Here is a 24,440-nt window from a genome sequence, read left to right on the forward strand (position 1 = left end):
CACGGCGCCGGCAGGCCGGAAGTCACGGTCCCTGCACGACAAAGGCGTAAACTTATCGTTATGCGCCCCCTCCCCCTTGCCCGCTCCCTGCTTGCCTGCCTCGGGTGGCTGGCACTGGTGCTGCCGGCGTCTGCCACCCCGCAGCCGGCCCTGCCCGCACAGGACAGCCATGACCTGCGGCAGCTGACCGTGGCATCACTGGAGCTGCCCAGCCGCGACGACAGCCAATGGAAGCAGCGCCGGGACCAGGTGCTGCGCGTGCTCGGCGAACTGCAGCCGGATGTCATTTCCGTGCAGCAGGTGCTGCAGGAACAGGGCCGCAACCCCGCATGCTGGCTGGCCAGCCGGTTGCGCTACAGCTGTGATTTCGTCACCGCCGACCCGCCCAGCCAGCCGTTGCGCCACGGCAATGCCATGCTGACCCGGCTGCCGGTGGCCGAAGACGGTGTCACCCTGCTGCACCCGCCCGGCACGTTCAGCGCCGCCGGCATGCTGCGGGTGCGGCTGGGCGAGGCCCTGCTCAATGTCTATGTCGCGCGCCTGCGCCCGGATTCGGAGGCGCCCGGCCCGCGCCAGCACCAGGCCAGCGACCTGATGACCTGGATCGGTGCCACCGCCGAGGGCATGCCCAGCCTGATCGCCGGCGATTTCGCGGCCAGCACCAGCGAACTGGTACGCAGCACCCCGGGCTTCCAGCCCGCCCGGCGCAACCCGGGCGGCCGCAGCGAGATGGCTGCCAGTGGGGGTGGGGCCGGTGGGCATGGGCTGGACGTGCTGTTCCAGGTCAAGCATTTCGGTGGCATCCGCCAGCAGCCCATCAGCCTGCCTGCCGATGGCGACCTGCCCAGCCTGCGCCTGGGCGTGATGGCCACCCTGCGCCTGCAGGACGCCCCGGCGTCCACCGAATGATCGCGCCGCTGCGTTCGCCGGGCCTGGCCCGACAGCGCAGACCAGCAAAAAGGCCGGGGATTTCCCCCGGCCTTTGACTGAAGCCACCGGGCAGGGCCCGGCGCTACCGTTCTCAGGCGATCGCGTCCTGGTAGCGGCGCTCGACTTCGTTCCAGTCGATGACGTTGAAGAACGCACCGATGTATTCCGGGCGACGGTTCTGGTACTTCAGGTAGTAGGCGTGTTCCCACACGTCCAGGCCCAGGATCGGCGTGTTGCCTTCCATCAGCGGGCTGTCCTGGTTGCCGGTGCTTTCCACCACGACCTTCTTGTCCGGGGTGACGCTCAGCCATGCCCAGCCGCTGCCGAAGCGGGTCAGCGCCGCCTTGGTGAAGGCATCCTTGAACTTGTCGAAGCCCCCCAGGTCCTTGTCGATCGCCTGGGCAACGCCACCGACCGGGTTGCCGCCCGCATTGGGGGCCATCACGGTCCAGAACAGCGAATGGTTGGCGTGGCCGCCACCGTTGTTGCGCACCGGGCCCTGCAGGTTCTCCGGCAGCGACTTGAGCTTCTTCACCAGTTCTTCCACCGGCAGGTCAGCGTACTCGGTGCCTTCCAGCGCCGCGTTGACGTTGTTGATGTAGGTCTGGTGGTGCTTGGTGTGGTGGATTTCCATCGTCGCCGCATCGATATGCGGTTCCAGCGCGTCGTAGGCGTAAGTCAGCTTGGGCAGGGTGTAGGCCATGGTGGATCTCCTGGTGACGGGTCGCCCGGCGGTGCCGGGAGTTGCGCCGTGAATGATGGGGATAGAGCGCCAGATTACCAAGGGGGATGTAAAGGAAACTTCGTCCTGCCCGTGAGGCCCGCGGCAAGTGTGACCTGCCCGTGACGCAGCGCCGCGCCTCATGCACCGTGCAGCACGCAGGCGCTACAGTGCGCGCATCCTCCCTGCCCGTGCCTGCCCATGCGCAACCCCCGGCTGCTGATCGCCGCCATCGCCCTGCTGCTGGCCGGGCTGCTGGCCAACCACCTGCTGCAGCGGCCGGCGCCGCCACAGTTCGCACCGGCACTGCAGAACGGTACCGCCGGCCCCGCAGGCGCCGCGCCGACCGCGCGCGCCAGCGACCGCCTGCCACCGTTCCTGCCTGCCGAAGCACGCGCCACCATCGCCCTGATCCAGCGCGGCGGCCCGTTCCCGCACCGCCAGGACGGCAGCGTGTTCGGCAACCGCGAACAACGCCTGCCGCAGCGGCCCCGCGGCTACTACCGCGAATACACGGTGGATACCCCCGGTGCCGCCACGCGGGGCACCCGCCGCATCATCACCGGCGGCGACCCGCCGGATGCGTGGTACTACACCGACGACCACTACGATTCGTTCCGCAGCTTCACCGTGCCCGCCCCTGGAGACACCCGATGAGCCACGATGATTTCGGCCTTGGCCTGCACGACATCAACAATGCAGGCGTCTACGCCATCGACAGCGGCGACATCGATGCGCTTGCCGCGGCCATGCGCGATGCCGGCCTGCACATCAGCCGCATCGACCTGCAGAGCGTGGCGGACAAGCGCACGCTGCTGGCGCGGCTGGCCGCGCAGCTGGATTTTCCGGCAGGTTTCGGCGGCAACTGGGATGCGCTGTCGGACAACCTGCGCGACCTGCAGTGGCTGCCCGGCCACGGGCACGCCCTGTTCCTGGCCGACGTGGACGCGCTGCGTGCCAGCGCACCGAAGGATTTCGACACCCTGCTGGACATCCTGGACGACGCCAGCCGCGACTGGGTCGCGCGCGATGTGCCGTTCTGGGTGTTCCTGTCGCAACGCGAATGACCCTACGGTAGCGCCGCCCCTGGGCGGCGCGGGGGCGTCCGCGCGCAAGGCATCCACGCATGGCGTGGCGCTGCAGGCGCCGACACCGGTGCGGCGCCGCGCATCGAGACCCTGCGCGGACAATGGCAGCCATCAGCGGCTGCCGTTGTCTTCCTGCAGTTCCTTCTTGAACGGGATGTCCGGCGGCGGGCGCGCGATCGCCGGCTGGTCCTGCATGTTCGGATCACTCAGGCCACAGCCCCCACCGGCCTGCAGGAGCGAGATCACGCAGGAGATCTTCGTGCTGGTACCGGGCAGCGGAATCTCGAGCGACTTGATGCCCTTGCGCACCCATTCGGCCAGCAACGATTCCTGCGGTACCCAGTACTTGTCGAACGAGGTGGGCGTGTAGTCATAGGGGGGCCGCTTGAGCCAGGTTCCCGACTGGGCGATGCGGTCCTTGGTCCAGCCATCGCTGTCGCCACCGGGGGCACCGCGCTGGCTGCCCCCCGCAGCGCCCTCCTGCCCGGGCACGCGCACGCTGCCATCGGCGTTGAACAACCCCTGGCCCTGCCCACCGGTAGAGGCCTGCGCACCGCGGGCAGCACCGGGCCGGTCACGGCTGGACGCGCCCCAGTCATCCCCCCGGGCTGGCGTGGCCCAGTTGCCGGGCGCAGGCGCGGACCGCGCGCCGGCCTGCCCGGCCGGCACCGCACTGCGCGCAGGAGAAGCCATGGCTGCTGTGGCTGCACGGCCATCGGCCGCTGCGGTCGCCGTCGATGCCGCCAGGGCCGGGGCCGGCTCGCGCGCGGTGACGCTGCGTTCGCGCACTGCCACCTGCGGTACCTGCCGGTCACGCACACCCGGCTCCGGCACGGGCACGCGCGCCAGCTGCACGGATTCGGCGGACACCGTAGTCACCTCGCGCTCCTGCACCTGCAGGTCGCGCTGCGGGGTGCGCACGCGCACCTCGACGGGACGCAACGGTGGCATCGCCGGGGCCGGATCGACCTGGGCGATCTCCCGTTCGCGCACCTGCGGCTCAGACAGTGCCGGGGTCGGTACACGGACCGGCGGCGGGGTCACCGGCGTGGGAACCTGCGGTGCCTGCACCGCCTGCACGCTGCGTTCGCGCACCGCCGGCACCTCGGCCGCGCGCGGCACCACGCGCACTTCGGTACGCAGGTGGCTGACCGGCGGCACCACGAAATCGGTACTGGCCTGCACTACGTCCGTGGCCTGCACGGGTGGGGACGGCACAGGCTCGGCCGCCGGTGCGGGCTCGGCCGGAGAAGGGGGCGCCGCCGCGGGTGGCGGCTGGGTGGCCTGCGCGGTGTGCGCGGCAGGCTGCGGGCGGGCGGGCGCCGCCCATCCTGCCGCTTCGGCCTCGGCCTGTGCCGCCGCGGCCGCCGCACTGGCGGCGGCGGCGATGGCCTCGGCCGCACCGGGCTGCTCGCCCCCGCCTTCCTGCGTGCCCTGGCCCAGGAACTCGACCTGGATGCGCTCGCCCTCACCCCCCTCGCGCTCACTGGCCGGCGGGCGGATCATCGCCACCCACAGCAACAGCACGAAGAACAGCAGGTGCAGCAGGACGCTGGCCAGCGACGAAACCCAGCGCATCCAGCGCTGGTCGCGCGGGGCCGGGTCCCAGTCCTGCCAGAACAGGCGGCGCAGGGCCTGCGCGAACCCCAGTGCGGGCAGCCGCCCCGGCGCACCGGGCAACGGCCGCGGCAACAGCACCGCGATCACATCGCGGGCATGGAACGGCCGCTGCAGTGGCGTCAGCGCACGCAGCCACAGGGCCCAGCCGTAAGGCAGGCCCGTGGTCTTTTCGAGGATGGGAGCGGCCTGCTGGCGGGCCAGCAGGGAAGCGATGAGTTCGTCAGCCCGGCGCAACGGCACGCGGCGGCGTCAGGCAGCGTTGCCGCGGGGAATGTAGGGCGCCTGGCCACTGTCATGGTCCGTGGCATCACGCACGGCGGTGATGCCCGGCACACGCCCCATCAGGGTCTTCTCGATGCCCTGCTTGAGCGTCACATCGGCCATGCCACAGCCCTGGCAGCCGCCACCGAAGCGCAGCAGCACCACGCCCTCGGCCGAGACTTCCTGCACGGCCACCTTGCCGCCGTGGGATGCCAGCTGCGGGTTGATTTCATTTTCCACCACCCAGTGCACGCGCTCGACCAGCGAGGCTGCATCGCCGGGCGCTTCGCCCTTGATGCGCGGGGCCTTGATGGTCAGCTGCTGGCCACCTGCCGTGCCGGCGACGATGTCGATCTCGGCACCGTCCAGCCAGCCCACGCTGGTCGCATCCACATAGAGGGTGAAGCCTTCGCAGTCCACCGCCCACTCGTCGCCGAGCAGGTCGGCCGGTTCGGCGAACTCCAGGCGCGCATCGGCGCGCGGTGTGCCAGGGTCGACCGCGCTCAGGCGCACCCCCATGCCGGGGATGCCTTCGCGTTCGATCAGCTTGCGGAAATGCCGCTGGGCAGTGTCGGAGATCTGGATCATCGGGCTATTCTAGCCTTGTCTACGTTACGCGCTCATTCGGTTTATACACCGTCCGGCGCATTGTTCATCAATACAAGTGGAGGAACCCCCATGGCCGACCTGATCCCGCTGGCACAGGCCCATTGCGTGCCGCGCCGCGGCAGCGATCACCGCCTGGGCGAAGCCCGCGTGGCGGAACTGCTGGCCCAGGTGCCGGGATGGGAGCTGGCCGAAGCCGGCCAGGCGCTGGTGCGCACGTTCCGCTTCGACAACTACCACGCGACCATGGCCTTCGTGAACGCCCTGGCCTGGATCGCCCACCGCGAAGACCACCACCCCGACCTGGGGGTGCACTACGACCGTGCCGTGGTGCGTTTTTCCACCCACGACGTGGGTGGCCTGAGCGAGAACGACTTCATCTGTGCGGCCAAGGCCGCAGCCCTGACGGAGTAACCCCATGAACCTGCGTCTGTTGAGCCTGTCCCTGTTCGCTGTGGCCGGCCTGGCCGGCTGTGGCGGCACCGCCCCGCCGGCGGCCCCGGCCATCCCGCCCACCGAGGTGGCCGCGGTGAAGACCCCGCCGCCGCAGTACCCGCTGGAGCTGGCCTGCCTGGGCGTGGGCGGCACCACCACCTTCAAGGTGGTGATCGGCGTGGACGGCAAGCCCAGCGAGATCACCCTGCTCGGCAGTGCCGGCAACCCGCAGCTGGATGAACTGGCCAAGGCCGCCGTGCAGGGCTGGCAGTTCAAGGCCGCCACCCGCAACGGCCAGGCCGTGCCGGCCACCATCCAGGTGCCGCTGAGCTTCAACCCGCCGCAGCCCAAGCCGGACCAGTGCTTCGCCGTGGAAGAGCGCGCCCGCCGCGGCGGTTGAGCCCCTGACCGAGGCCAGCCTGCGCCACGCCTCGCCCCCTGCCTGCCGCCCGGCCCCGTGCCGGGCGGTCGGCATACCCGAGTAAGGATCGCGCCGGCGCATGCTGCAGATTTCCCAGGAAAACGTCTGGATCGCCCTGGCGGTCACCCTCGCGGCCGGCCTGGCCACCGCCATCGGCAGCCTGCTGGTGCTGTTCTCGCGCCGGCCCAATCCACGCCTGCTGGCCTTCGGGCTCGCCTTCGCCGGCGGCGCGATGGTGTATGTCTCGCTGTCGGAGATCCTCAACAAATCGGTGGAATCGTTCGGCCTGGCCTATGGGCCGCGGGCCGGCTTCACCTACGGCACGATCGCCTTCCTGCTGGGCGTGGTGGCGATCGTGCTGATCGACCACCTCATTCCCAACCCGCATGAAAGCCTGGACAAGCAGGATCCCGCCTTCCGCGACAACAGCCGCGCCTACCTGAAGCGGGTCGGCCTGCTGACTTCCATCGCGATCACCGCACACAACTTCCCGGAAGGGCTGGCCACGTTCTTCGCCACGCTGGAAAGCCCCTCGGTGGGCATGCCGCTGGCATTCGCCATCGCCATCCACAACATTCCCGAAGGCATCGCGATCGCGGTGCCGGTGTATTTCGCCACGCAGAACAAGGCCTATGCCTTCGCCGCCAGCCTGCTGTCGGGCCTGGCCGAACCGGTGGGCGCGGCGATCGGCTATGTCCTGCTGAAGGGCTCGCTGTCGCACGCCACCTTCGGCTGGGTGTTCGGGCTGATCGCCGGGGTGATGGTGTTCCTGGCGCTGGACGAGCTGCTGCCCGCAGCCAAGCGGTATGCCAAGGGCCATGAGACCGTGTATGGCCTGGTCGCGGGCATGGGCACGCTGGCGATCAGCCTGGTGCTGTTCAAGTGGTGAGCGGCCCCGCAAGGCGCATCCACGCATGGCGTGGATCTACAAAACCCCAGGTAGAGCCAGGCCATGCCTGGCTGAGGCCAGCCCGGTCCCGCGCGGTGATGCAAGCATCCACGCATGGCGTGGATCTACCCAACCCGGGGTAGAGCCAGGCCGTGCCTGGCTGAGGTAGACCCGGTCACGCGCGGTGATGCAAACATCCACGCATGGCGTGGATCAACAAAACCCCAGGTAGAGCCAGGCCATGCCTGGCTGAGGTAGACCCGGTCCCGCGCGATGATGGAAGCATCCACGCATGGCGTGGACCTACCCAACCCTAGGTAGAGCCAGGCCATGCCTGGCTGAGGCCAGCCCGGTCCCGCGCGGTGATGGAAGCATCCACGCATGGCGTGGATCCATCCAACCCAAGCTAGAGCCAGGCCATGCCTGGCTGAGGCCAGCCCGGTCCCGCGCGGTGATGCAAGCATCCACGCATGGCGTGGATCTACCCAACCCTAGGTAGAGCCAGGCCATGCCTGGCTGAGGCCAGCCTGATCCGTCAGCGCAGCTTGTCCAGCGCCTCGACCAACTCATCCGCCAACGGTGCATTCAGCACATACGGGCTCTTGCCGTCGTCCAGCGCGAACTCCAGCGATGCGGCATGCAGGAACAGGCGCTTGAGGCCGATCTGCTCACGAAGCCGCTTGTTGACCGCTGGATCGCCGTACTTGTCGTCACCAGCCACCGGGTGCCCCAGGTGCTGGGCATGCACGCGGATCTGATGGGTGCGCCCGGTCTCGATGCGCACCTCGCAGTACGAATGGCCGCCACGGCGCTCCAGCACCCGGAAATGGCTGATCGACGCCTTGCCGATCGCATTGACCTGCACGTGGCGTTCGCCCCCCTGGCGCAGGCCCACATGCAGCGGGGCATCAACGGTCATCACGCCATCAGGCATGCGCCCGGCCAGCAGGGTCAGGTAGCGCTTGCGGATACCCGCGCCGTGGTCTTCACGCAGCAGCGCCTGCAGCTCGCTCAGCGCCGAGCGCTTCTTGGCCACCACCAGCAGGCCCGATGTGTCGCGATCCAACCGGTGGACCAGCTCCAGGGTCTGCCCCGGGCGCAGAGCGCGCAGGGTCTCGATGGCACCGAAGCTGATGCCGCTGCCACCGTGGCTGGCCACGCCGGAGGGCTTGTTCAGGGCCAGCAGGCGCGCGTCCTCGAACACGATGGCCTGCTCCAGGCGGCGCATGAACGCCTCGGGCGGCCCGGCCTTGTCTCCTTCTTCACTGAGACGGACTGGCGGCACACGCACTTCATCGCCCGCCTCCAGCTTGCGTTCGGCCTTGGCCCGGCCACCGTTCACGCGGACCTGGCCGCTGCGGACCAGCTTGTAGACCAGGCTGCGTGGGGCGCCCTTGAGCTGGCCGAGCAGGAAATTGTCCAGTCGCTGGCCGGCGCGATCGGCCGGAACGGTGATCATGCGCACGGACGGCTTGTCGCCGGCGGGCTTGGTGGGGTCTGGGGCAGTCATCGGGCTGTTTATTCTGTTACACTCGGGGGGCGAGATAAGGGATTGATTTCGTTGGAAGTTACTCAGGGCCAGAAGCCCAGCTTCCGACGAATCCGGCACAGTGCGCGACCACCGCCCGCGGGGCGGCCATGTTAGCGGCTCACCGGCGTTCCCGGCCATCGCCGATTGCCTGACACGCAGTCGCGCTGAACATGTCCCGTGCGGCGCTCCAGCCTGGCTGACAGCCGCCGCCGGCCCTGCAACACCCAAAACCAGAAAATGAAGCGCTCCCGCGGCCTGCCGTGGTGTCGTAGCGCTGGAAACCCAAGCTGCCCTCCCCGCGCTTGCGCGAATGGGCAGCGAGCCGTGTCCAGAGGCGAAACCCCATGGCGTTCCGCGCGGTAGCCGCTTGCGAGGAACGCAACAATGAAGCGAATGCTGATCAACGCCACGCAGGCTGAAGAGCTGCGTGTCGCCATCGTGGATGGCCAGTCGTTGTATGACATCGACATCGAACAGCCGTCCAAGGAACAGAAGAAGTCCAACATCTACAAGGGCCGGATCTTCCGCATCGAGCCCTCGCTGGAAGCCGCCTTCGTCGAATACGGCGGTGGCCGCCATGGCTTCCTGCCGCTGAAGGAAATCTCCCGGGATTACTTCCAGGCCGGCGTCGACCACAACAAGGCCGGCATCCGCGAACTGCTGAAGGAAGGCCAGGAAATCGTCGTCCAGGTGGACAAGGAAGAGCGTGGCAACAAGGGCGCCGCCCTGACCACGTTCATCTCGCTGGCCGGCCGTTACATGGTGCTGATGCCGAACTCGCCGAGCGCGGGCGGTGTCTCCCGTCGCATCGAAGGCGAAGACCGGGCTGCCCTGAAGGACGCCCTGGACAAGCTGAACATCCCCGACGACATGGGCGTGATCATCCGCACCGCTGGCGTCGGCCGCGATGCCGAAGAGCTGCAGTGGGATCTGGACTACCTGCTCAACGTCTGGCGGGCCATTGCCGAAGCGGCACTGAGCAAGCCGGCCCCGTTCCTGATCTACCAGGAATCGCGCCTGATCGTGCGCGCCCTGCGTGACTACCTGCGCGCCGACATCGGCGAGATCCTGGTGGACACCGAGGAGATGTACGAGCACGCCCGCGAGTTCATGCAGCAGGTGATGCCGCAGACCCTGCGCAAGCTCAAGCATTACAAGGACGACATCCCGCTGTTCAACCGCTTCCAGATCGAATCGCAGATCGAAGGTGCCTACGAGCGCAACGTGCGCCTGCCGTCGGGCGGCTCGATCGTGGTCGACCAGACCGAAGCGCTGACCGCCGTCGACGTGAACTCCTCGCGCGCCACCAAGGGCAGCGACATCGAGGACACCGCCTTCCAGACCAACCTGGAAGCGGCCGAGGAAGTGGCCCGCCAGCTGCGCCTGCGCGACCTGGGCGGCCTGGTGGTCATCGACTTCATCGACATGGCCTCCAACAAGCACCAGCGCGAGGTGGAGAACCGCCTGGCCAATGCGCTCAAGTACGACCGTGCACGCGTGCAGGTCGGCCGCATCTCGCGCTTCGGCCTGCTGGAAATGAGCCGCCAGCGCCTGCGCCCGAGCCTGGGCGAATCGAGCCAGATCGTCTGCCCGCGCTGCGACGGCCATGGCCGCATGCGCAGCGTCGAATCGCTGTCGCTGTCGATCATCCGCGTGGCCGAAGAGCACGCCATGAAGGAAAACACCGGGCAGGTGCTGGTCCAGGCCCCGGTGGAGATCGCCAATTACCTGCTGAACGAAAAGCGCAGCGCGCTGCGTGAGATCGAGCAGCGCCATGAAGCCCCGATCGTCATCGTCGCCGACGAGCAGCTGCACACACCGCACTACGTGGTGACCCGCCTGCGCGAGAACGAGCTGGGCGAGGAAAGCGGCAAGCCGAGCTACCAGCGCGGCACCCCGCGCAAGCTGCCGGTGCATGCGCTGACCAAGGGCCAGCTGAACATCCCGCCGCCGGCCGTCACCCAGGTCAAGCACACCTCGCCGGCCCCGGTCCGCGAAGAAGTGGCCCCCGCCCCGGCCCCCGTGCCGGCTCCGGTGGTCGCCCCGGCCCCGGCCGCCAGCGGCGGCATCGTCGGCTGGTTCAAGCGCGTCTTCGGCGGCGAATCGGCCCCGGCCGCAGCGCCGGCCCCGACGGCCCGCCAGCCGCAGGGCGATGGCGGCCGCAAGGACCGCAACAAGGATCGCAACAAGGACCGCAAGGACCGTCGCGACGACAACCGTGGCGGCAACGCCAACGCCCAGGGCAAGGACCCGGGCGGCCGCAAGGAGCGTGGCGAACGCAAGGAGCGCGACGAGCGCCGCCAGGGCAACAACGGCGGCAACAACGCCAATGCCCAGAATGGCCAGAACGGCCAGAACAAGGATGCGCAGCCGCCGCGCCAGCCGCGTGACCCGCAGCAGCAGCCCCAGCAGCAGAAGCCGCGCAACGAGCAGCCGCAGGGCCAGGGCCAGCAGCAGCCGAAGGTGAAGCAGCCCAAGCCGCCGCGCCAGGACGGTGACAAGCCGGCCGAGAAGCCGCAGCGCGCCGCTACCGAGGCCGCACCGGCCGATGCCGTGGTGCCCGTCACCGCTGCTGCCGCCGCGGCCATTGCCGTGGCGGCCCCGCAGGATGCCCCCGCCGTCGCGGTCACCGCACCGGTGGCCAACGATGCGCCGCTGGGCACCGTGGTCGATGCCGAAGCCACCGATGGGGTGGTCGAGGCCAGCGCCGATGCCGGTACCGAAGGTGCCACGGTGGATGCCAACGGCGATGCCGCCGGCGAAGGCGCGACCCGCCGCCGTCGCGGCCGTCGCGGTGGTCGCCGTCGCCGTCGCGGCAATGCCGAGAACGCCGCCGGTGGCGACGCCCTGGGCGATGACCAGGACGACAGCGATGACGGTGAGGACAGCGACATCATCGAGCCGGCCGTCGAACAGACCGGTGAGGTGACCGCCGTTGCCGCCGCCCAGCCGGCACGTCCGCAGCCGGAATTCGATTTCGACGACGACATCGAGCCGCCGGCCACCGACGCCGGCAAGCCGGCCCGCACCCCGGCCGCCGTAGCCGCCGCCGCTCCGGTTGTCGCGGTCAGCAGCGCCGTGGTCGAAGCACCGAAGGTGGAAGCCCCGGCCGCCGTCGAAGCCCCGAAGGCCGAAGCCCCGGTCGCTGTCGAAGCACCGAAGGCCGAAGCCCCGGTCGCTGTCGAAGCACCGAAGGTGGAAGCCCCGGTTGCCGTCGAAGCACCGAAGGCCGAAGCCCCGGTTGCCGTCGAAGCACCGAAGGTGGAAGCCCCGGTCGCCGTCGAAGCACCGAAGGCCGAAGCCCCGGTTGCCGTCGAAGCCCCGAAGGCCGAAGCCCCGGTTGCTGTCGAAGCACCGAAGGCGGAAGCCCCGGTCGCTGTCGAAGCGCCGAAGGCGGAAGCCCCGGTCGCCGTCGAAGCCCCGAAGGCGGAAGCCCCGGTCGCCGTCGAAGCCCCGAAGGCGGAGACGCCGGTCGTGACCCCGGTGGCACCGGTGCAGACCAGCATGCTCGATGCTATCGATGCCGCCACTCCGGCCCAGCCGGCAGTCGAGGCCCCGGCGGCGGACCCGGTCGTCGACGAGGCCGAGGAAGCGAAGAAGGACGAAGAGAAGCCCACCCCGCCGGCCGCCTGAGCGGCCCGGGAATCGGCATGACGCGGCGGGGATCGATGATCCCCGCCGTTTTTTTATGGGCGGCGATCACGGAAGGCGCGGGCGACAGGCCATGTTCTGGTTGCCGCCCCGGATCGGTATCCGCCCGCTGCCAGGCATGGCCGGGCGCTAAACAAGCCAGGCATGGCCTGGCACTACAGAAGCGGGCGCGCTACGGCGTCGGGGTGAACTGCAGGCGCGCCCACACCCCGTAATGGTCCGACGCCCAGCGCCCACCGGCGTCAGGTGCATCGAACAGGATCTTCGCCTCACGTGCCACCAGCGCATCCTGCTGGAAGAAGATGTGGTCGATACGCGAGGGCGCATCGTAGTAGTGCCGGTTCAAGGTACTGGCCTGTGCCAGGTCGGCATTGTTGACGTGCACGCTGCCGTAGCTGTCGCCGTAACGGCTGCGCAGCTCGCTCAGGTCATTGGCATCGACCAGCGCATTGAAATCGCCGGCGATCACCACCGGCGCGCCGGCGGAGGTGCGGCCGATGAAGCGCAGCAGATCCTCGACCTGGGTGCGGCGGATGCGCTTGCCGTCCTCATCGCTGCGTTCGTTGAAATGCGTGGCATAGACGTTCACCGGCTGGCCATCGACATCGATGCGCAGGTGCGCCACGGTGCGGTAGTCGGCCAACGGTTGCAGCAGGTGCTCGTTACGGGCCTGCACCGGCCGCCGGGTCAGCAGGGCATTGCCATAGCGCTTGGGGGCACCCGGCGGGTCGGTGGACACGAACAGGTACTCGTAGCCGAGTTTGCTGGCCAGCCATTGCGCCTGGTTGCGCACGTTGCGCTTCTGGATCACTTCCTGCAGCGCGATCGCATCGGGCTGCAGGCGCCGCAGTTCGGCCAGGATGGTGCGACGGCGCGCGGGCCAGTCTTCGCGGTCGTGGTGCAGGTTGAAGGTGACCATGCCCATGCCCATGCCCGTCGCAGTGGCCACCTCACGGGACGCACCCCCTTCCGCACGCGTGGGGGCAGCGTAGGCACCCGGCACTGCCGCCATGCAGGCCAGCGCCAGCACGGCCATGCCCAGGCCGCGGTACGCCCTGCCCTTGCCTGCCTCCCGCATGCTCACCTGTCCTTGCGTTCGGCCCGGCGGACGGCGCTGGGCACCTCGATCTCCACGCGTGCCGGCACCTGCAGCACATGCAGCTCGTTGCCGCTCCATTGCGCCGGCTCACCGTTGATGGTCGCATTCCCCGGGTCACCCGCGTAGGGCCACGGCAACACCACGCCACCGGCCGGCGGCGTCAGCCCTGCCTGCAGGTCCAGTACCAGCTGCTTGTCGCTGCGCTGCAGGTGGTAGTTCAGCTGTCCCTGCGGGGTCCGCAGGCCCTGCACGCCGATGCCCGGGCCCTGCAGCCAGGCGGTGGGCACACCGGCGGCCAGCACCAGCGCATCGTCGCTGTCGCGGCTGTAGGCGAACATGTCCAGCGCCGAACGCACGAAGTCCGATGCCACCCAGGCATGCGGCAGGTCACCGACGAAGAACGGCTTGCGCGGCGTGCGCGAGACCACTTCGGCCCACTGGTTCCAGGCCTGCGGTGCACGGTCCTTGAAGAAGAACTCGGTGGCCTGCCAGGCGCGGTCACGCCAGCCCAGGCGCACGAAGGCCGCGACGTTGCGCCATTCGTAGGGGGTGTAGTCCTTCCATTCGCGCTTGCCGTCGCGGCGCTGCACGAATTCGTTCCAGTAGCGCTCGAAGGTGCTGTACAGCGCCTGCTGCGGCAGCAGGTTCTGCTCGCCACCCGGGGCCAGGGCGATGGTGGTGGAGGTGGGGTCGAAATCCCCCAGCTCGGCCGAGCCCGGCAGGAAATCGATGCGGTGCTGGTCCATCGCCGACAGCAGCGAGGCCTGCAGGTCATCACGGAACTGGTCGCGCGACTCGGCGATCTGCATCGCCTCCAGCTTGCCCAGCTGTGCCGACAGGCGTGCGGCATCGGTATAGCCGCGCAGGGCCCAGAAATTGTCCCAGTACGAATGCATCGGCTTGGCCGAATAGCCTTCGTGGCTGATCGAGGCCGGCATCATGCCGTAGAACGCCGGGTTGCGCGCGCGGTTCTCCTCGGTGCGCTCGCTGCCACGCAGCTGCTCCATGTACTGGTAGGCGCCCAGCACATGCGGCCACATCTGTTCGACGAACGCGGTGTCACCGGTGTAGCGCCCGTACTCGGCGATGTTGTGGATCAGCTCGCCATGGCTGTCGTTCTCCGGCACCGGGTCGCTGCCGCGCGCATCCACGCAGCAGGGCACCTTGCCGTTGTCGAACTGGTAGGGCGCATACCAGGCCACGTAATCGCGCACCGCGTCGCTGCGGCCCAGCCGCAGCAGGCCTTCGGAAATCATCGCGCCATCGCGGATCCAGCTGCGTGCATACGAGCGCGTGCCCGGCTGCAGGCGCGGGCCGACCCGCGAGATCAGCATGTGCGCCAACGCGGTACGCAGCGTGTCGGCCAGCGGCTGTCCCGCCGTCGGCACCTGCAGCTTCACCACGTCCAGCTTCTGCCGCCACATCGCCGCGACCTGCTGCTGCGCCTTGGCCACGTCCACGGCCTGCGGCTTCCAGCCACCGGTCTGTGGCAGCACCAGCGCGACTTCACGGCTCTGCCCCGGCTCCAGGCGGATGCGGTACAGCAGCGCGCCAGAGGCCATGCCGGTGACATCACGCTTCACTTCGGTGGTTGCCGGCAGCTTGCCGCTGGCCAGGTGCATCACCTCCAGCTTGCCATCGAACGGCGTGGCGAACCGGGCATCGGGAACCTGCAGCGAGTACAGCCGGGGCTCGCCGTTGACCCGCACCACCTGGTCGCCGACATCCAGCGCATCGATGCGGCTGAAGCCGCCCACCGTGTTGAGGAACTGGGTCGGCGGATTCACCTGCCAGGGGCGGATCGCCAGGGCCAGGGTGTAGTCGTGCGCCACCTTGTCCGGATTGCTCAGCCGGTAGCGCCCGATCAACTGTGCACGCTCGGGGCTGCCCTGCACGAAGCTGGTCACCGACAGGCCGACCTTTTCATGCACCCAGTCCACGGTGGGAATCGGCAGGTAATGGTCCTGCAGCGACTGGGTCAGCGCCACATCCGACCACGACAGCAGCTTGCCGTCGAGCTGGATGAACGGCTCGACGCTGAAGCTGCCCTTGCTTGGCTCCAGTGCCCCGTCTTCGCCCAGCAGTGCCTGTTCCTGCCCACCATCCAGGCCCAGCAGGGTCCAGTAGGGCTGCTCGCCGACATAGGCACGGGGCAACGCACCGCGGGGCAGATCGGCCGCCACCGAGGACAGGAACGCGTTGGGCGTCGCTGCGAAATCCAGCGGCTTGAGCGCGATCTCGCGGATGCCGTAGCGCCAGTTGGGGCCGTCCTGCAGGTCGAAGCGCACATAGCGCGCATCGGTATCGGGCATCGCCAGCCAGTCGCGGCCGCCGCCACCGGCGGTCACTTCGCGCACGGTGCGCCAGTCGCGGCCGTCTTCGGAGGTGCGGATCGTGTAACGCGTGGCTTCCAGGCCGGGCAGCCAGTCGATCACCGCACCGCCGATCTCGCGCGGGCTGCGCAGGTCCAGGCTGATGGTCTGCTGCTTGACGCCCCCACTGATCCAGAACGTGCTGTCCTTGCCATCGACCATGCGGTCCTGCAGCGCCGTGGCCGTATCGGCGATCACCGCCGGCCGCAGCGGCGAGGTATCAGCCGGGGGCAGGCCCTGCAGGGTCAGCGTGTCGAAGCACACCGTTCCGCGCCCGCCCACCTTGCTGTAGATGGTGAACTCCATCGCGGCACTGCGGGTGAGCTCGGTCTGGGCCGAGGGGCCCCAGGCCTTGTCGATCTGCCGCTTGCGGTACTGCACCGGCGTCCATGCCTTGGGGAAGGCGTAGCCCGGCCGGTTGACCCACCACACGTTGTCGCCGCTGGCGTCGATCAGCTTGAACTGCAGGTCGTTGCGCGGGGAATCACCGCGCAGCTGGACGCCGAACTGGTAGTTGGCCGGGTAGTCGATGCCCACGGCACGGCGGATGCCCACGTAGCCGGACACCTTGTGGAAGTCGTAATCCAGGCACAGCGCGCGGCCACCGCCGGCGCCGCTGACCGGCCGCAGCGAGCCGCTGACCTGGTCGGACAGCACCAGTGACCAGGCCGCGGGGTCGTCGAAGTCATCGATCACCTTCGGTGCCGGCAGTGCCGGCGGGGCGGCGATCGCCGCAGACGTCCACAACAGGGCGGCACCGGCGGCGATCACTGACCTCATCCCTTCACACTCCCCAACAACAATCCTTGAATGTAGTAACGCTGCAGGACCAGGAACAGTGCCAGCACCGGCACCACGGTCACCACCGCACCGGCCATCATCATCTCCACATCCATGATGTGTTCGCGTGACAGCGTGGCCAGGGCCACCGGCAGAGTGTAGTGCTCCTGGTCGGTCAGCACGATCAGCGGCCACATGAAATCGTTCCAGGCACCCATGAAGGTGAAGATCGACAGCGTCACCAGCACCGGCTTGAGCATCGGCAGCACGATCTGGAAGAAGATGCGCAGCTCCCCTGCCCCGTCGATGCGCGCCGCTTCCAGTAGCTCATCGGGAATCGAGCGGGCGTACTGGCGCACCAGGAAGATGCCGAACACCGTGGCCAGCGCCGGCACGATCACCCCGCCGAAGCTGTTGACCAGGCCCAGCTGCTTCATCAGCAGGAACAGTGGCAGCATCGCCACCTGCGCCGGGATCACCAGCGCCGCCATCAGCAGCTGGAACAACCGCTCGCGGCCGACGAAGCGCAGCTTGGCGAAGGCATAGCCGGCCATGGTGTTGAGCAGCAGCGAGCCCAGCGTGATCGACAGCGAGACCAGCAGGCTGTTGACGAAGTTGCTGGCCATGCCGGTACGCGCGAACAGTTCGTGGTAGTTCGCGGTGGTGGCATGCGACGGCAGCAGCGGCGGCGGGAAGTGGCTGGCCTGCCCGGCCGGCATGAACGACACCGACAGCATCCACAGCAACGGGGCCAGGCTGGCCAGCGCCAGCACCAGCAGGGCGCCGTTGATCCACCACGGGTGCCAGCGCGACTGGCCGATTTCACGACTCATACCAACTGCCTCTTGCGGCCGAAACGCAGCATCACGGTGGTCACCGCCAGGATGATCAGGAACAGCAGGAACGCCACGGCCGAGGCCCGTCCCAGGTTCCACCACTTGAAGCCTTCCTCGAACATGAAATACAGCACGCTGACGGTGCTCTGCAGTGGGTCGCCGCGGGTCATCACGTAGGGTTCGGCGAACAGCTGGAAGTAGCCGGACACGGTAATGACCCCGACCACCAGCAGCACCGGGCCGAGCATCGGCAGGGTGATGTGCAGGAACTGCTTCCAGCGCGAGGCGCCATCGATGCGCGCGGCCTCGTACAGGTCATGCGGAATGGCCTGCAGGCCGGCCAGGAAGATCACCATGTTGTAGCCGAAGTTCTTCCATACGGCGAACAGCATGATGGTGGGCATGGCCCAGTTCGGGTCGCCCAGCCAGTCGACCGGACCGATGCCGATGTGGGCCAGGCCGTAGTTCACCAGCCCGTAGCTGGTGTGGAACAGGTAGCGCCAGATCACCGCCACCGCCACCAGCGTGGTCACCACCGGGGCGAACAGCGCGGTGCGGAACAGGGCCTTGAAGCGCGCGGCCGGGGCATTGAGCAGCATCGCTGCGCCCAGCGACACGCCGATGGACAGCGGCACGCCGATGATGACGAAGTAGGTGGTGTTCCACAGCGACTTCCAGAACATCGGGGTCTGCAGCAGGTCCCAGTAGTTGCCCAGGCCCACGAAGCGCAGGTTGTGGCTGTCGGCCAGCGCATACAGGTCGAAGTCGGTCACGCTCAGGGCCAGCGCCGACAGCACCGGCAGGCCGAAGAACACGCCCAGCACGATCAGCGCTGGCGCGGCGAAGATCCAGCCGGCAAGGCTCGTACGTTTCATCAGCGGGTCTCCACGGCGGGGGTGCCGGCGGCGGCCGGCGCATCGGCCGGGCCCTGCAGGCGTTCGTTCTCATGCATCCAGCGGCGCTTGGCCAGCACCTTGTCCACGCGCTGGTCCAGCTCCTGTACCGCCGCGTCCTGCGGCATGCCGCCACGCACGACCTTCTCGGTGACGATGCGCATTTCCTGCACGATGCGCTCCCACTCCAGCACCTTCGGCGTGGGCTTGACCCGCTCGAGCTGGTCGCGGAACGCAGCGGCCAGTGGATCGCCGGCCAGCGAAGGGGCCTGCCAGGCACTGCGCCGCGGCGGCAGGTCACCGATGATGGAATGGAAGCGGGCCTGGATTTCCGGCCGCGACAGGAACTCGATCAGCTTCCAGGAGGCTTCCTTTTGCTGCGACTTGCGGAAGATCACCAGGCTGGTGCCGCCGGCGATGCCGGCGCCCAGTCCGTCCGGGCCCGGCAGCGGCGCGGTGCCCCACTGCCCTTCCAGGTCCTTGGGCTGCAGCTTCTTGAACTCGCGGATGTTCCAGGGGCCGGAAATGTAGAACACGTTGAAGCCACGGAAGAATTCATCCCAGACGTTGGAGATCTGCGTCTCGGACATCTTCGGCGCCCAGCCCTGTTCGAACATGTTGGCGTAGAAGCCCAGCGTGCGGCGGAAGCCGGGGCTGGCGAAGTTGCCGCGGGTGTCGTCGTCGCGCAGCAGCGGATCGGGCTGCTGCAGGGCGAAGGACAGCTGCTGCTCGAACTCGTTGATCGGCATCAGCACGGCGTAGCGGTTGCGCCCCTGCATCTGCTTGATCGCCGCCATCTGCGTGTTCCACTCCGCCCAGGTGCGCGGCGGGTGGTCGAAGCCGGCCTTGGCCAGCAGGTCCTTGCGGTAGTACAGCAGGCGGGTATCGACGTACCACGGCACGCCGACCAGCTCGCCGTGGATGACGTTGGTATCCCAGATGCCCTGGAAGTAGTCCTTCTGATCGACTACGCCGGAATGGTCGACGAACGGCTGCAGCGGGGTCAGCGCGTTGAGTTCAGCGAATTCGGGCACCCAGGTGTTGCCCAGCTGGCACACGTCGGGCAGGCCGTCGGCGGCGAAGGCGGTCAGCAGTTTTTCGTGGGCTGCCGTCCATGGGATGTTCTGCACATCCACCTTGATGCCGGGGTTTTCGGCCTCGAACTCATGGATCAGCTCGGCCACCACTTCGGCCTCGCGGCCCATCGCCCAGAAGCGCACGGTGGTGGTGTCGTCCGTGCGCGCGCAGCCGGCCACGGCCAGCATCGCCAGCAGTGGCAGGGCCCAGCGGCGCAGGCGGATGGCCAGGGCTGGCACGGTGTTACTTGCCCGGGTTGTTGTTGCGGTTGGCATTGTTCTTCTGTTCCTGCGCGGCAGCCGCGCGTGATTCGGCGATGCCGACCGCGCGTGCGGCGGCGGCCTTCTCGTCTTTCTGCAGTTCCAGCGGCTGGAACGATCCCTCCGGGGCCAGCCAGCCCCCGGAGAAGCCGGCCCGTTCCAGACCCTTGCGGATGTACGGGTTCTTCTTCATCACCTCCCACACGAAATCGTTCCGGTAGTTGGCGATCATGGTCAGGATCGGCCCCTGGTCGATGGCGATGTAGTCGCTGGCCACCCAGCCACGGTCCGGCACCAGGCGGCCGGTCTTGATCGGGATGTCGTAGTTGAAGCTGGGGTTGAACGCATCCAGGAAGCCGTAGCTGGAATAGATGTAGTCGCCGAAGCGCTTGTGCATTTCCAGCGTGGCCGGGATCACCTGTTCGGGCGCGAACACGACCGAGGAGATCGCTGCGGTCGGGGCGATGGTGCCGTCATCGAAGTTCTCGCGCAGGCCGGCGCCGCGCGAGGAGTAGTGGCGGAACTGGCGCTGCTCGCCGCGGTAGTCCTGGGTGGTGTTCTGCGGGCCATCGCTGGCGGTCAGCCCCCACACGTTCTCGCCGTACTCCTTCCAGTTCATCGGGTTGGCGATGGCGTACTCGCGCTGGGCCAGCGCGGCCGAGCGGCTGTTGAGGAAGTAGGTGCTGCCGCGCTCGCGCATGTACGCATCCTGGATGTCGCGGAAGTCGATCCAGACGTGGCTGTACTGGTGGCCGAACAGCGGGCCGAAGGACAGGTATTCCTGGCCCTGGTAGACCCCCCAGTCGTTGTCGTAGGTGCGCGTCCACACCGTCCACGCGTCCGGGCTGACCGGGTGCGTGGGCGAGCCCAGGGCGAGGATGTAGACCATCATCGCCTCGTTGTAGCCCATCCAGTCGTGGTCGATGAAGCCGCTCTCGGGGAACCAGCCCATCGAGATCAGCGGTGCGCGCTGCTGCAGCCAGGGCCAGTCGACCTTCTTGTACAGGGTGTCGGCGATCTGTCGGATTTCCTTCTCGCGCGGGTCATCGCCGTCGTAGTACGACTGGGCGAACAGCACGCCCATCATCAGCAGCGCGGTGTCCACCGAGGACAGTTCCACCCAGCTGTCGTAGCGGCGGCCTTCCTGCATGTCCAGGAAGTGGTAATAGAAGCCCTTGTAGCCGGCCTTGCCGGTGCGCTGCGGGCCCATCGGCACGTCACGGAAGAAGCGCAGCGTGGTCAGGGTGCGGTCGATGGCCTGGTTGCGGCTGACCCAGCCGTTCTCGATGCCGATCGGGTAAGCGGTCAGCGCGAAGCCCACCGAGGCGATGCTGGCGAACGGGCGCGACGGGAAACGGTCCGGGGTCAGGCCGTTGACCTCGTTGGTGGTATCCCAGAAGAACTGGAACGTACGGCGCTCGATGTCATCGAACAGCGGCGGCAGCTCGGGCTTCATCGGGCGCGGCGGCGCATCGGCCTCGACCAGGATCACCGGCGGGCGCGGCTTGGCGGGCTCCTGCGGGGCCTGCTGCTGGCAGGCCGCCAGCAGCAGTGCTGCGCCCAGGGTGGTCAACAGTCGATGTGCCTTCATGGCCCTGCTCCTCTTCCGGACGACGTAACGGGAAAGCATAACGTCCAATGGCCTGAAATCGTTTACAGAACGGTCGCAAAAAAAACCACGGCAACCGTGGCACGTACAGGGTCCCGTCATTGTCCAGGCCGATGCCCACGCCGTTGCGGGCATCGGCCTGGGCAATGGGCCGGCCACGGGCGGCCGGCCATTGCCACCGGTGCCGGCGCCGCCCGGGAAGGCAGCGCCGGCGGTCCAGCATCAGAAGCGGAAGCCTACTTCGGCCTTCACCTGGCGCGGGGTACCGGTGATGTCGCCGGTCTCGTTGTAGCTGACCAGCAGGGTACCGTCCTTCTTGACGTAGTTCAGGTTGGAGAAGTTGTCGAAGTTCAGCACGTTGATGATGTCGATGCGTGCATACAGTTCGGTGTCCCCTGCCAGCTTGAAGGTCTTGGTGGCCTGCAGGTCCAGCGAGCGGTAGCCGAAGATCTTGCCGCCCAGCAGGAAGTGGCCATTGCCGGCCGGGAAACCGGCTGCCGGGGTCGGCAGGCAGTTCGCGTTGCCGGCCTGGGCCACGCAGGACCAGTCGTTGCCCGCCACCGGGGTGGCCAGGGTCAGCTTGCCGCCGAAGGTGATGCCCCAGAAGCCGTCGTACGAACCGGTGACCACCAGGCGGTGGCGCGGCGCGCCGTTGGACTTGATGTACGGGTATTCACCGATGGTGCCGCGGTCGAACGAGTAATGCTCGTCGATGTTGCGGTTGTGGCGCGCGGTAGTCCAGGTGTAGGCGATCGAGGTGCCCCAGCCGCTTTCCTTGGTGTACGGCTTCTGCGCCGACAGCAGGATCTGGGTGGCACGGGTCTTGATGCCCTGCTGGCCGATGATCAGGCTGCCGAAGCCGGGAATGTTGCAGCCCCACGGCTGGCCGTAGGTCGGCTTTTCGGCACCGCACAGCATCTGGTTGTCGAAGAAGTTGCCGTTGCGGAAGCGGTTGCCCAGCGTGTAGGCGAAGCCGTCATAGGTCAGCGTGCGCGAGATGGTGGCATCGGTCAGCCACTCGCCGATCTGGTTGCTCATGCCCAGGCTGAACTGGTCGGCGTAGGGCACCTTCAGGTTGTTGTTGAGCAGGTCCACTTCCAGGCCTTCGTTGCTGGTGCTGCCCAGCAGGGCCTGCACGTTGCCGATGCCGTTGAGCAGGTTCGGGTTCCAGTCGAAGCACGGATTCTGGCCATACAGGCAGGCGCCGGTGTTCGGGTTGCGGAAGAACACGGTCGGCTGCGGCAGGGCCAGCTTGGTGGTTTCCAGCGCCAGGTAGTCGAACAGGTCACGGTCGTAGGAACGGCCGGCACCACCGTGGATCACGTGCTGCTCGTCGGCGTTGATGTCATACGAGAAGCCCAGGCGCGGCTGCCAGGCATCCTTGAATGCCTTGCGGTTGTGCCCGTTGCTGATGTAATCGTTGATGTTCAGGCCACTGAGCGCCAGCGTCTGCGCATAGGTCTGCCCGGCCGGGCCGTGCGGGTCCTGCGCGTTCAGTGCGTTGACCACTTCCGGCGGGGTCACGAAATCCAGATAGGTCGGGTTCTTTTCGTAATCCCAGCGCAGGCCCAGGTTCAGCTGCAGGTGGTCGTTGACCTGCCAGTCATCCTGGATGAACAGGCCGATCTGGGTAGTCTTCGAACGCACTTCCGAGGACACGCCGCTCACGCCGGTGATCGGCTTGGTGAACTGCGCCTTGTACGGGGTGTCCACACCGAATTCCGGGTTGCCCACGGTGTAGAAGAACTGCGGGTTGATCTGCTGCGCGTCGGAAGCGTACAGGTTGATCTTCTTGTACTTGGCGCCCATCTTGATGGTGTGGTCGCCGGCCCACTCCAGGCCATCCAGGGTCAGGTTGTCTTCGATCGACCAGCCCTTCTGGCCCTTCACCTGCGAGGCGAAAGCGTTGGCAGCACCGATCTCCACCACCGTGCGTTCCTGCGGGGTGTTGCCGTCCACGTCGCGGCCATCCGGCGCGGTATAGATATAGCCGTTGCCCAGGTTCAGCGGCAGCGGGTTGTTGAACGACTTCTCGTGGGTGACCATCAACTCGTTGTAGTAACGCTCACCGCTGTGGTTCCAGCGCAGCGCGAAACGACGGTCGGTGTTGTCGGTGATCTTGCCGTGTTCCTTGGACGTCTGGTCGCTGAACTGCTGCTGGTTCTCGTCACGGTCCTGGACGGTGAACTCGATGCGGTCGTTGTCGGTCGGCTCGACGTCGATCTTGGCGAAGATCAGGTCCTGCTGGAACGGCTGGCTGGCCGGGCCCAGGCCGGCGGCGGCGGCGGCCGGCAGCTGCGAGGCCGCACCGGTGACCGCACCGCTCGGGGCGATGGTCACCGGCAGGTCGAAGCGCTTGGCTTCGTAGGTCACGAAGAAGTGGGCCTTGTCCTTGATGATCGGGCCACCCAGCGCAAAGCCGTATTCCTTCTCGGCCGAGTCTTCCTTGCGCTTGCCCGGCTGGCGTTCGGCCGGGGTCATCGCGCGCATGCTTTCGTTGGTGTAACGGTAGAAGGTCTCACCCTTGAACTCGTTGGTACCGGACTTGGTGGCCGCGGTGATCGCCGCGCTGGACACCTGGCCGTACTCGGCCTTGTAGTTGCCGCTGATGACCTTGTATTCACCGATGGCCAGCTGCGGGAACGGGTTGCCGGCACTGCCGGACTGGCCGGCCACGCCGCCGCCCTTCACGTAGCTCTTCTGGCCCACACCGTCGATGTAGACATTGGTGCCGTCGGAGTTGGTGGCACCGCCGCGCAGCGAGGTGTTGCCCTTGGCATCGCGGGTGAAGATCATGCCCGGCACCGCGTCGGCGAACTCCAGGAAGTTGCGCGACACCTGCGGGGTGGTCTGGATCTGCTGCAGGCTGACGGTCTTGCCCACTTCGGAGGTGCGCACTTCCTGCAGCAGGGTCGGCGCCACCACGGTGACGGTATCCAGGTTGGTCGCAGCGGCAGCCGAACCGGTGCTGGACGCCGCATCGGCGAAGTTCAGCGTGGCGGTCGAGGCCACGGTCACGGTGACCTTCTGGGTCTTGCCGTTGACCGTCACGTCATAGGTGCCCGGGTCCAGGCCCATCAGCGAATAGGCGCCGTCTGCGCGCACGGTGCCGCGGCGGACGGTACCGGTGGCCAGGTTGGTGGCGGTGATTTCCGTACCGGCCTGTGCGTTGGACACCTGGCCACGCAGGCTGGCGTTGGCCGACTGGGCCATCAGGTCCGGGGCCGCGCCCAGGGCCAGGCAGCTCATCAGGGCACATGTCAGCAGCCGGCGTGCCGGCGTGCGGATCAGGTGGGTGGAATGGATCATGGGTTTCTCCGGGTGGTGGCAACCGCTCGCGCGGCACCGTGTCTCAAAATGA

General features: G+C 67.8%; 18 protein-coding genes. 7 read left to right on the top strand and 11 right to left on the bottom strand.

Translation table 11 applies throughout. The features are described 5' to 3' along the window. Positions 1–60: 60 nt before the first annotated feature. Complete coding sequence (locus Q9R17_RS01360) at positions 61–909, top strand: endonuclease/exonuclease/phosphatase family protein (protein WP_308156682.1); 849 nt, start codon at positions 61–63, stop codon at positions 907–909. Positions 910–1,021: 112 nt separating this feature from the next. On the opposite strand, the gene Q9R17_RS01365 is transcribed toward Q9R17_RS01360, so the two are convergent. Continuing rightward, complete coding sequence (locus tag Q9R17_RS01365; RefSeq protein ID WP_308156683.1) at positions 1,022–1,633, bottom strand: superoxide dismutase; 612 nt, start codon at positions 1,631–1,633, stop codon at positions 1,022–1,024. A gap of 219 nt (positions 1,634–1,852) precedes the next feature. Here Q9R17_RS01365 and Q9R17_RS01370 point away from each other — a divergent pair, with 219 nt between their 5' ends. Together Q9R17_RS01370 and Q9R17_RS01375 are read left to right on the top strand one after the other, a co-directional pair. Further along, positions 1,853–2,308 (top strand): ribonuclease domain-containing protein, encoded by a 456-nt coding sequence (locus Q9R17_RS01370; RefSeq protein WP_308156684.1) that lies wholly within the window; start codon positions 1,853–1,855, stop codon positions 2,306–2,308. Beyond that, positions 2,305–2,718: a barstar family protein gene (locus Q9R17_RS01375; protein WP_308156685.1), complete on the top strand. Its 414-nt coding sequence runs from the start codon at positions 2,305–2,307 to the stop codon at positions 2,716–2,718. The genes Q9R17_RS01370 and Q9R17_RS01375 overlap by 4 nt, the downstream gene beginning before the upstream one ends. Positions 2,719–2,850: 132 nt before the next feature. On the opposite strand, the gene Q9R17_RS01380 is transcribed toward Q9R17_RS01375, so the two are convergent. Both Q9R17_RS01380 and Q9R17_RS01385 read right to left on the bottom strand, forming a co-directional pair. After that, complete coding sequence (locus Q9R17_RS01380) at positions 2,851–4,599, bottom strand: hypothetical protein (protein WP_308156686.1); 1,749 nt, start codon at positions 4,597–4,599, stop codon at positions 2,851–2,853. A 9-nt stretch (positions 4,600–4,608) separates the two neighbouring features. Continuing rightward, positions 4,609–5,208, bottom strand: coding sequence for an NfuA family Fe-S biogenesis protein (locus Q9R17_RS01385; RefSeq protein ID WP_308156687.1), 600 nt, complete (start codon positions 5,206–5,208; stop codon positions 4,609–4,611). A 90-nt stretch (positions 5,209–5,298) separates the two neighbouring features. Between Q9R17_RS01385 and Q9R17_RS01390 the strand changes: the two genes are divergently transcribed. The 3 genes from Q9R17_RS01390 to zupT all read left to right on the top strand — a co-directional run bounded on the left by Q9R17_RS01390 (position 5,299) and on the right by zupT (position 6,971). Next, positions 5,299–5,640 carry a 4a-hydroxytetrahydrobiopterin dehydratase gene (locus tag Q9R17_RS01390; RefSeq protein ID WP_308156688.1) on the top strand — a complete coding sequence of 114 codons (342 nt, stop codon included), beginning with the start codon at positions 5,299–5,301 and terminating at the stop codon, positions 5,638–5,640. 4 nt (positions 5,641–5,644) lie between these two features. Then, on the top strand, positions 5,645–6,061 hold the full coding sequence (locus Q9R17_RS01395; RefSeq protein WP_308156689.1) for an energy transducer TonB: 417 nt from the start codon (positions 5,645–5,647) through the stop codon (positions 6,059–6,061). Between the two features lie 100 nt (positions 6,062–6,161). Next, positions 6,162–6,971 carry a zinc transporter ZupT gene (zupT, locus tag Q9R17_RS01400; protein WP_308156690.1) on the top strand — a complete coding sequence of 270 codons (810 nt, stop codon included), beginning with the start codon at positions 6,162–6,164 and terminating at the stop codon, positions 6,969–6,971. Between the two features lie 535 nt (positions 6,972–7,506). Here zupT and Q9R17_RS01405 read toward each other — a convergent pair. Then, positions 7,507–8,481 (bottom strand): RluA family pseudouridine synthase, encoded by a 975-nt coding sequence (locus tag Q9R17_RS01405; RefSeq protein WP_308156691.1) that lies wholly within the window; start codon positions 8,479–8,481, stop codon positions 7,507–7,509. Positions 8,482–8,886: 405 nt separating this feature from the next. Here Q9R17_RS01405 and Q9R17_RS01410 point away from each other — a divergent pair, with 405 nt between their 5' ends. Then, the gene (locus Q9R17_RS01410; RefSeq protein ID WP_308156692.1) at positions 8,887–12,135 is read left to right on the top strand and encodes an Rne/Rng family ribonuclease; all 3,249 of its coding nucleotides are present in this window, start codon (positions 8,887–8,889) and stop codon (positions 12,133–12,135) included. A 190-nt stretch (positions 12,136–12,325) separates the two neighbouring features. Here the strand turns inward: Q9R17_RS01410 and Q9R17_RS01415 are convergent, their stop codons facing one another. The 7 genes from Q9R17_RS01415 to Q9R17_RS01445 form a co-directional block, all read right to left on the bottom strand. Further along, the gene (locus tag Q9R17_RS01415; protein WP_308156693.1) at positions 12,326–13,231 is read right to left on the bottom strand and encodes an endonuclease/exonuclease/phosphatase family protein; all 906 of its coding nucleotides are present in this window, start codon (positions 13,229–13,231) and stop codon (positions 12,326–12,328) included. A 2-nt stretch (positions 13,232–13,233) separates the two neighbouring features. After that, positions 13,234–16,404: a discoidin domain-containing protein gene (locus Q9R17_RS01420; protein ID WP_308156694.1), complete on the bottom strand. Its 3,171-nt coding sequence runs from the start codon at positions 16,402–16,404 to the stop codon at positions 13,234–13,236. Further along, positions 16,401–17,237, bottom strand: coding sequence for a carbohydrate ABC transporter permease (locus tag Q9R17_RS01425; protein ID WP_308156695.1), 837 nt, complete (start codon positions 17,235–17,237; stop codon positions 16,401–16,403). The genes Q9R17_RS01420 and Q9R17_RS01425 overlap by 4 nt, the downstream gene beginning before the upstream one ends. Further along, positions 17,234–18,118: a sugar ABC transporter permease gene (locus tag Q9R17_RS01430; RefSeq protein ID WP_308158397.1), complete on the bottom strand. Its 885-nt coding sequence runs from the start codon at positions 18,116–18,118 to the stop codon at positions 17,234–17,236. The genes Q9R17_RS01425 and Q9R17_RS01430 overlap by 4 nt, the downstream gene beginning before the upstream one ends. After that, positions 18,115–19,398, bottom strand: coding sequence for a sugar ABC transporter substrate-binding protein (locus Q9R17_RS01435; protein WP_308158398.1), 1,284 nt, complete (start codon positions 19,396–19,398; stop codon positions 18,115–18,117). The genes Q9R17_RS01430 and Q9R17_RS01435 overlap by 4 nt, the downstream gene beginning before the upstream one ends. Before the next feature lie 55 nt (positions 19,399–19,453). Then, entirely contained in the window at positions 19,454–21,061 is a 1,608-nt protein-coding gene (locus Q9R17_RS01440) for a glucoamylase family protein (RefSeq protein WP_308156696.1), read from the bottom strand. A gap of 240 nt (positions 21,062–21,301) precedes the next feature. Beyond that, positions 21,302–24,388 (bottom strand): TonB-dependent receptor, encoded by a 3,087-nt coding sequence (locus Q9R17_RS01445; protein ID WP_308156697.1) that lies wholly within the window; start codon positions 24,386–24,388, stop codon positions 21,302–21,304. Positions 24,389–24,440: the final 52 nt, after the last annotated feature.

The organism is Stenotrophomonas sp. 24(2023) (genome assembly GCF_030913365.1).
Lineage (GTDB): Bacteria > Pseudomonadota > Gammaproteobacteria > Xanthomonadales > Xanthomonadaceae > Stenotrophomonas.

Excerpts from the sequence above, each read along its gene's own strand:
- Q9R17_RS01425 (WP_308156695.1), bottom strand. The coding sequence starts at position 17,237 with ATGAGTCGTGAAATCGGCCAGTCGCGCTGGCACCCGTGGTGGATCAAC.
- Q9R17_RS01415 (WP_308156693.1), bottom strand. The coding sequence starts at position 13,231 with ATGCGGGAGGCAGGCAAGGGCAGGGCGTACCGCGGCCTGGGCATGGCC.
- Q9R17_RS01445 (WP_308156697.1), bottom strand. The coding sequence starts at position 24,388 with ATGATCCATTCCACCCACCTGATCCGCACGCCGGCACGCCGGCTGCTG.
- Q9R17_RS01405 (WP_308156691.1), bottom strand. The coding sequence starts at position 8,481 with ATGACTGCCCCAGACCCCACCAAGCCCGCCGGCGACAAGCCGTCCGTG.
- Q9R17_RS01420 (WP_308156694.1), bottom strand. The coding sequence starts at position 16,404 with ATGAGGTCAGTGATCGCCGCCGGTGCCGCCCTGTTGTGGACGTCTGCG.
- Q9R17_RS01390 (WP_308156688.1), top strand. The coding sequence starts at position 5,299 with ATGGCCGACCTGATCCCGCTGGCACAGGCCCATTGCGTGCCGCGCCGC.
- Q9R17_RS01395 (WP_308156689.1), top strand. The coding sequence starts at position 5,645 with ATGAACCTGCGTCTGTTGAGCCTGTCCCTGTTCGCTGTGGCCGGCCTG.
- Q9R17_RS01385 (WP_308156687.1), bottom strand. The coding sequence starts at position 5,208 with ATGATCCAGATCTCCGACACTGCCCAGCGGCATTTCCGCAAGCTGATC.
- Q9R17_RS01360 (WP_308156682.1), top strand. The coding sequence starts at position 61 with ATGCGCCCCCTCCCCCTTGCCCGCTCCCTGCTTGCCTGCCTCGGGTGG.
- Q9R17_RS01410 (WP_308156692.1), top strand. The coding sequence starts at position 8,887 with ATGAAGCGAATGCTGATCAACGCCACGCAGGCTGAAGAGCTGCGTGTC.
- zupT (WP_308156690.1), top strand. The coding sequence starts at position 6,162 with ATGCTGCAGATTTCCCAGGAAAACGTCTGGATCGCCCTGGCGGTCACC.
- Q9R17_RS01365 (WP_308156683.1), bottom strand. The coding sequence starts at position 1,633 with ATGGCCTACACCCTGCCCAAGCTGACTTACGCCTACGACGCGCTGGAA.
- Q9R17_RS01375 (WP_308156685.1), top strand. The coding sequence starts at position 2,305 with ATGAGCCACGATGATTTCGGCCTTGGCCTGCACGACATCAACAATGCA.
- Q9R17_RS01440 (WP_308156696.1), bottom strand. The coding sequence starts at position 21,061 with ATGAAGGCACATCGACTGTTGACCACCCTGGGCGCAGCACTGCTGCTG.
- Q9R17_RS01370 (WP_308156684.1), top strand. The coding sequence starts at position 1,853 with ATGCGCAACCCCCGGCTGCTGATCGCCGCCATCGCCCTGCTGCTGGCC.
- Q9R17_RS01435 (WP_308158398.1), bottom strand. The coding sequence starts at position 19,398 with ATGCTGGCCGTGGCCGGCTGCGCGCGCACGGACGACACCACCACCGTG.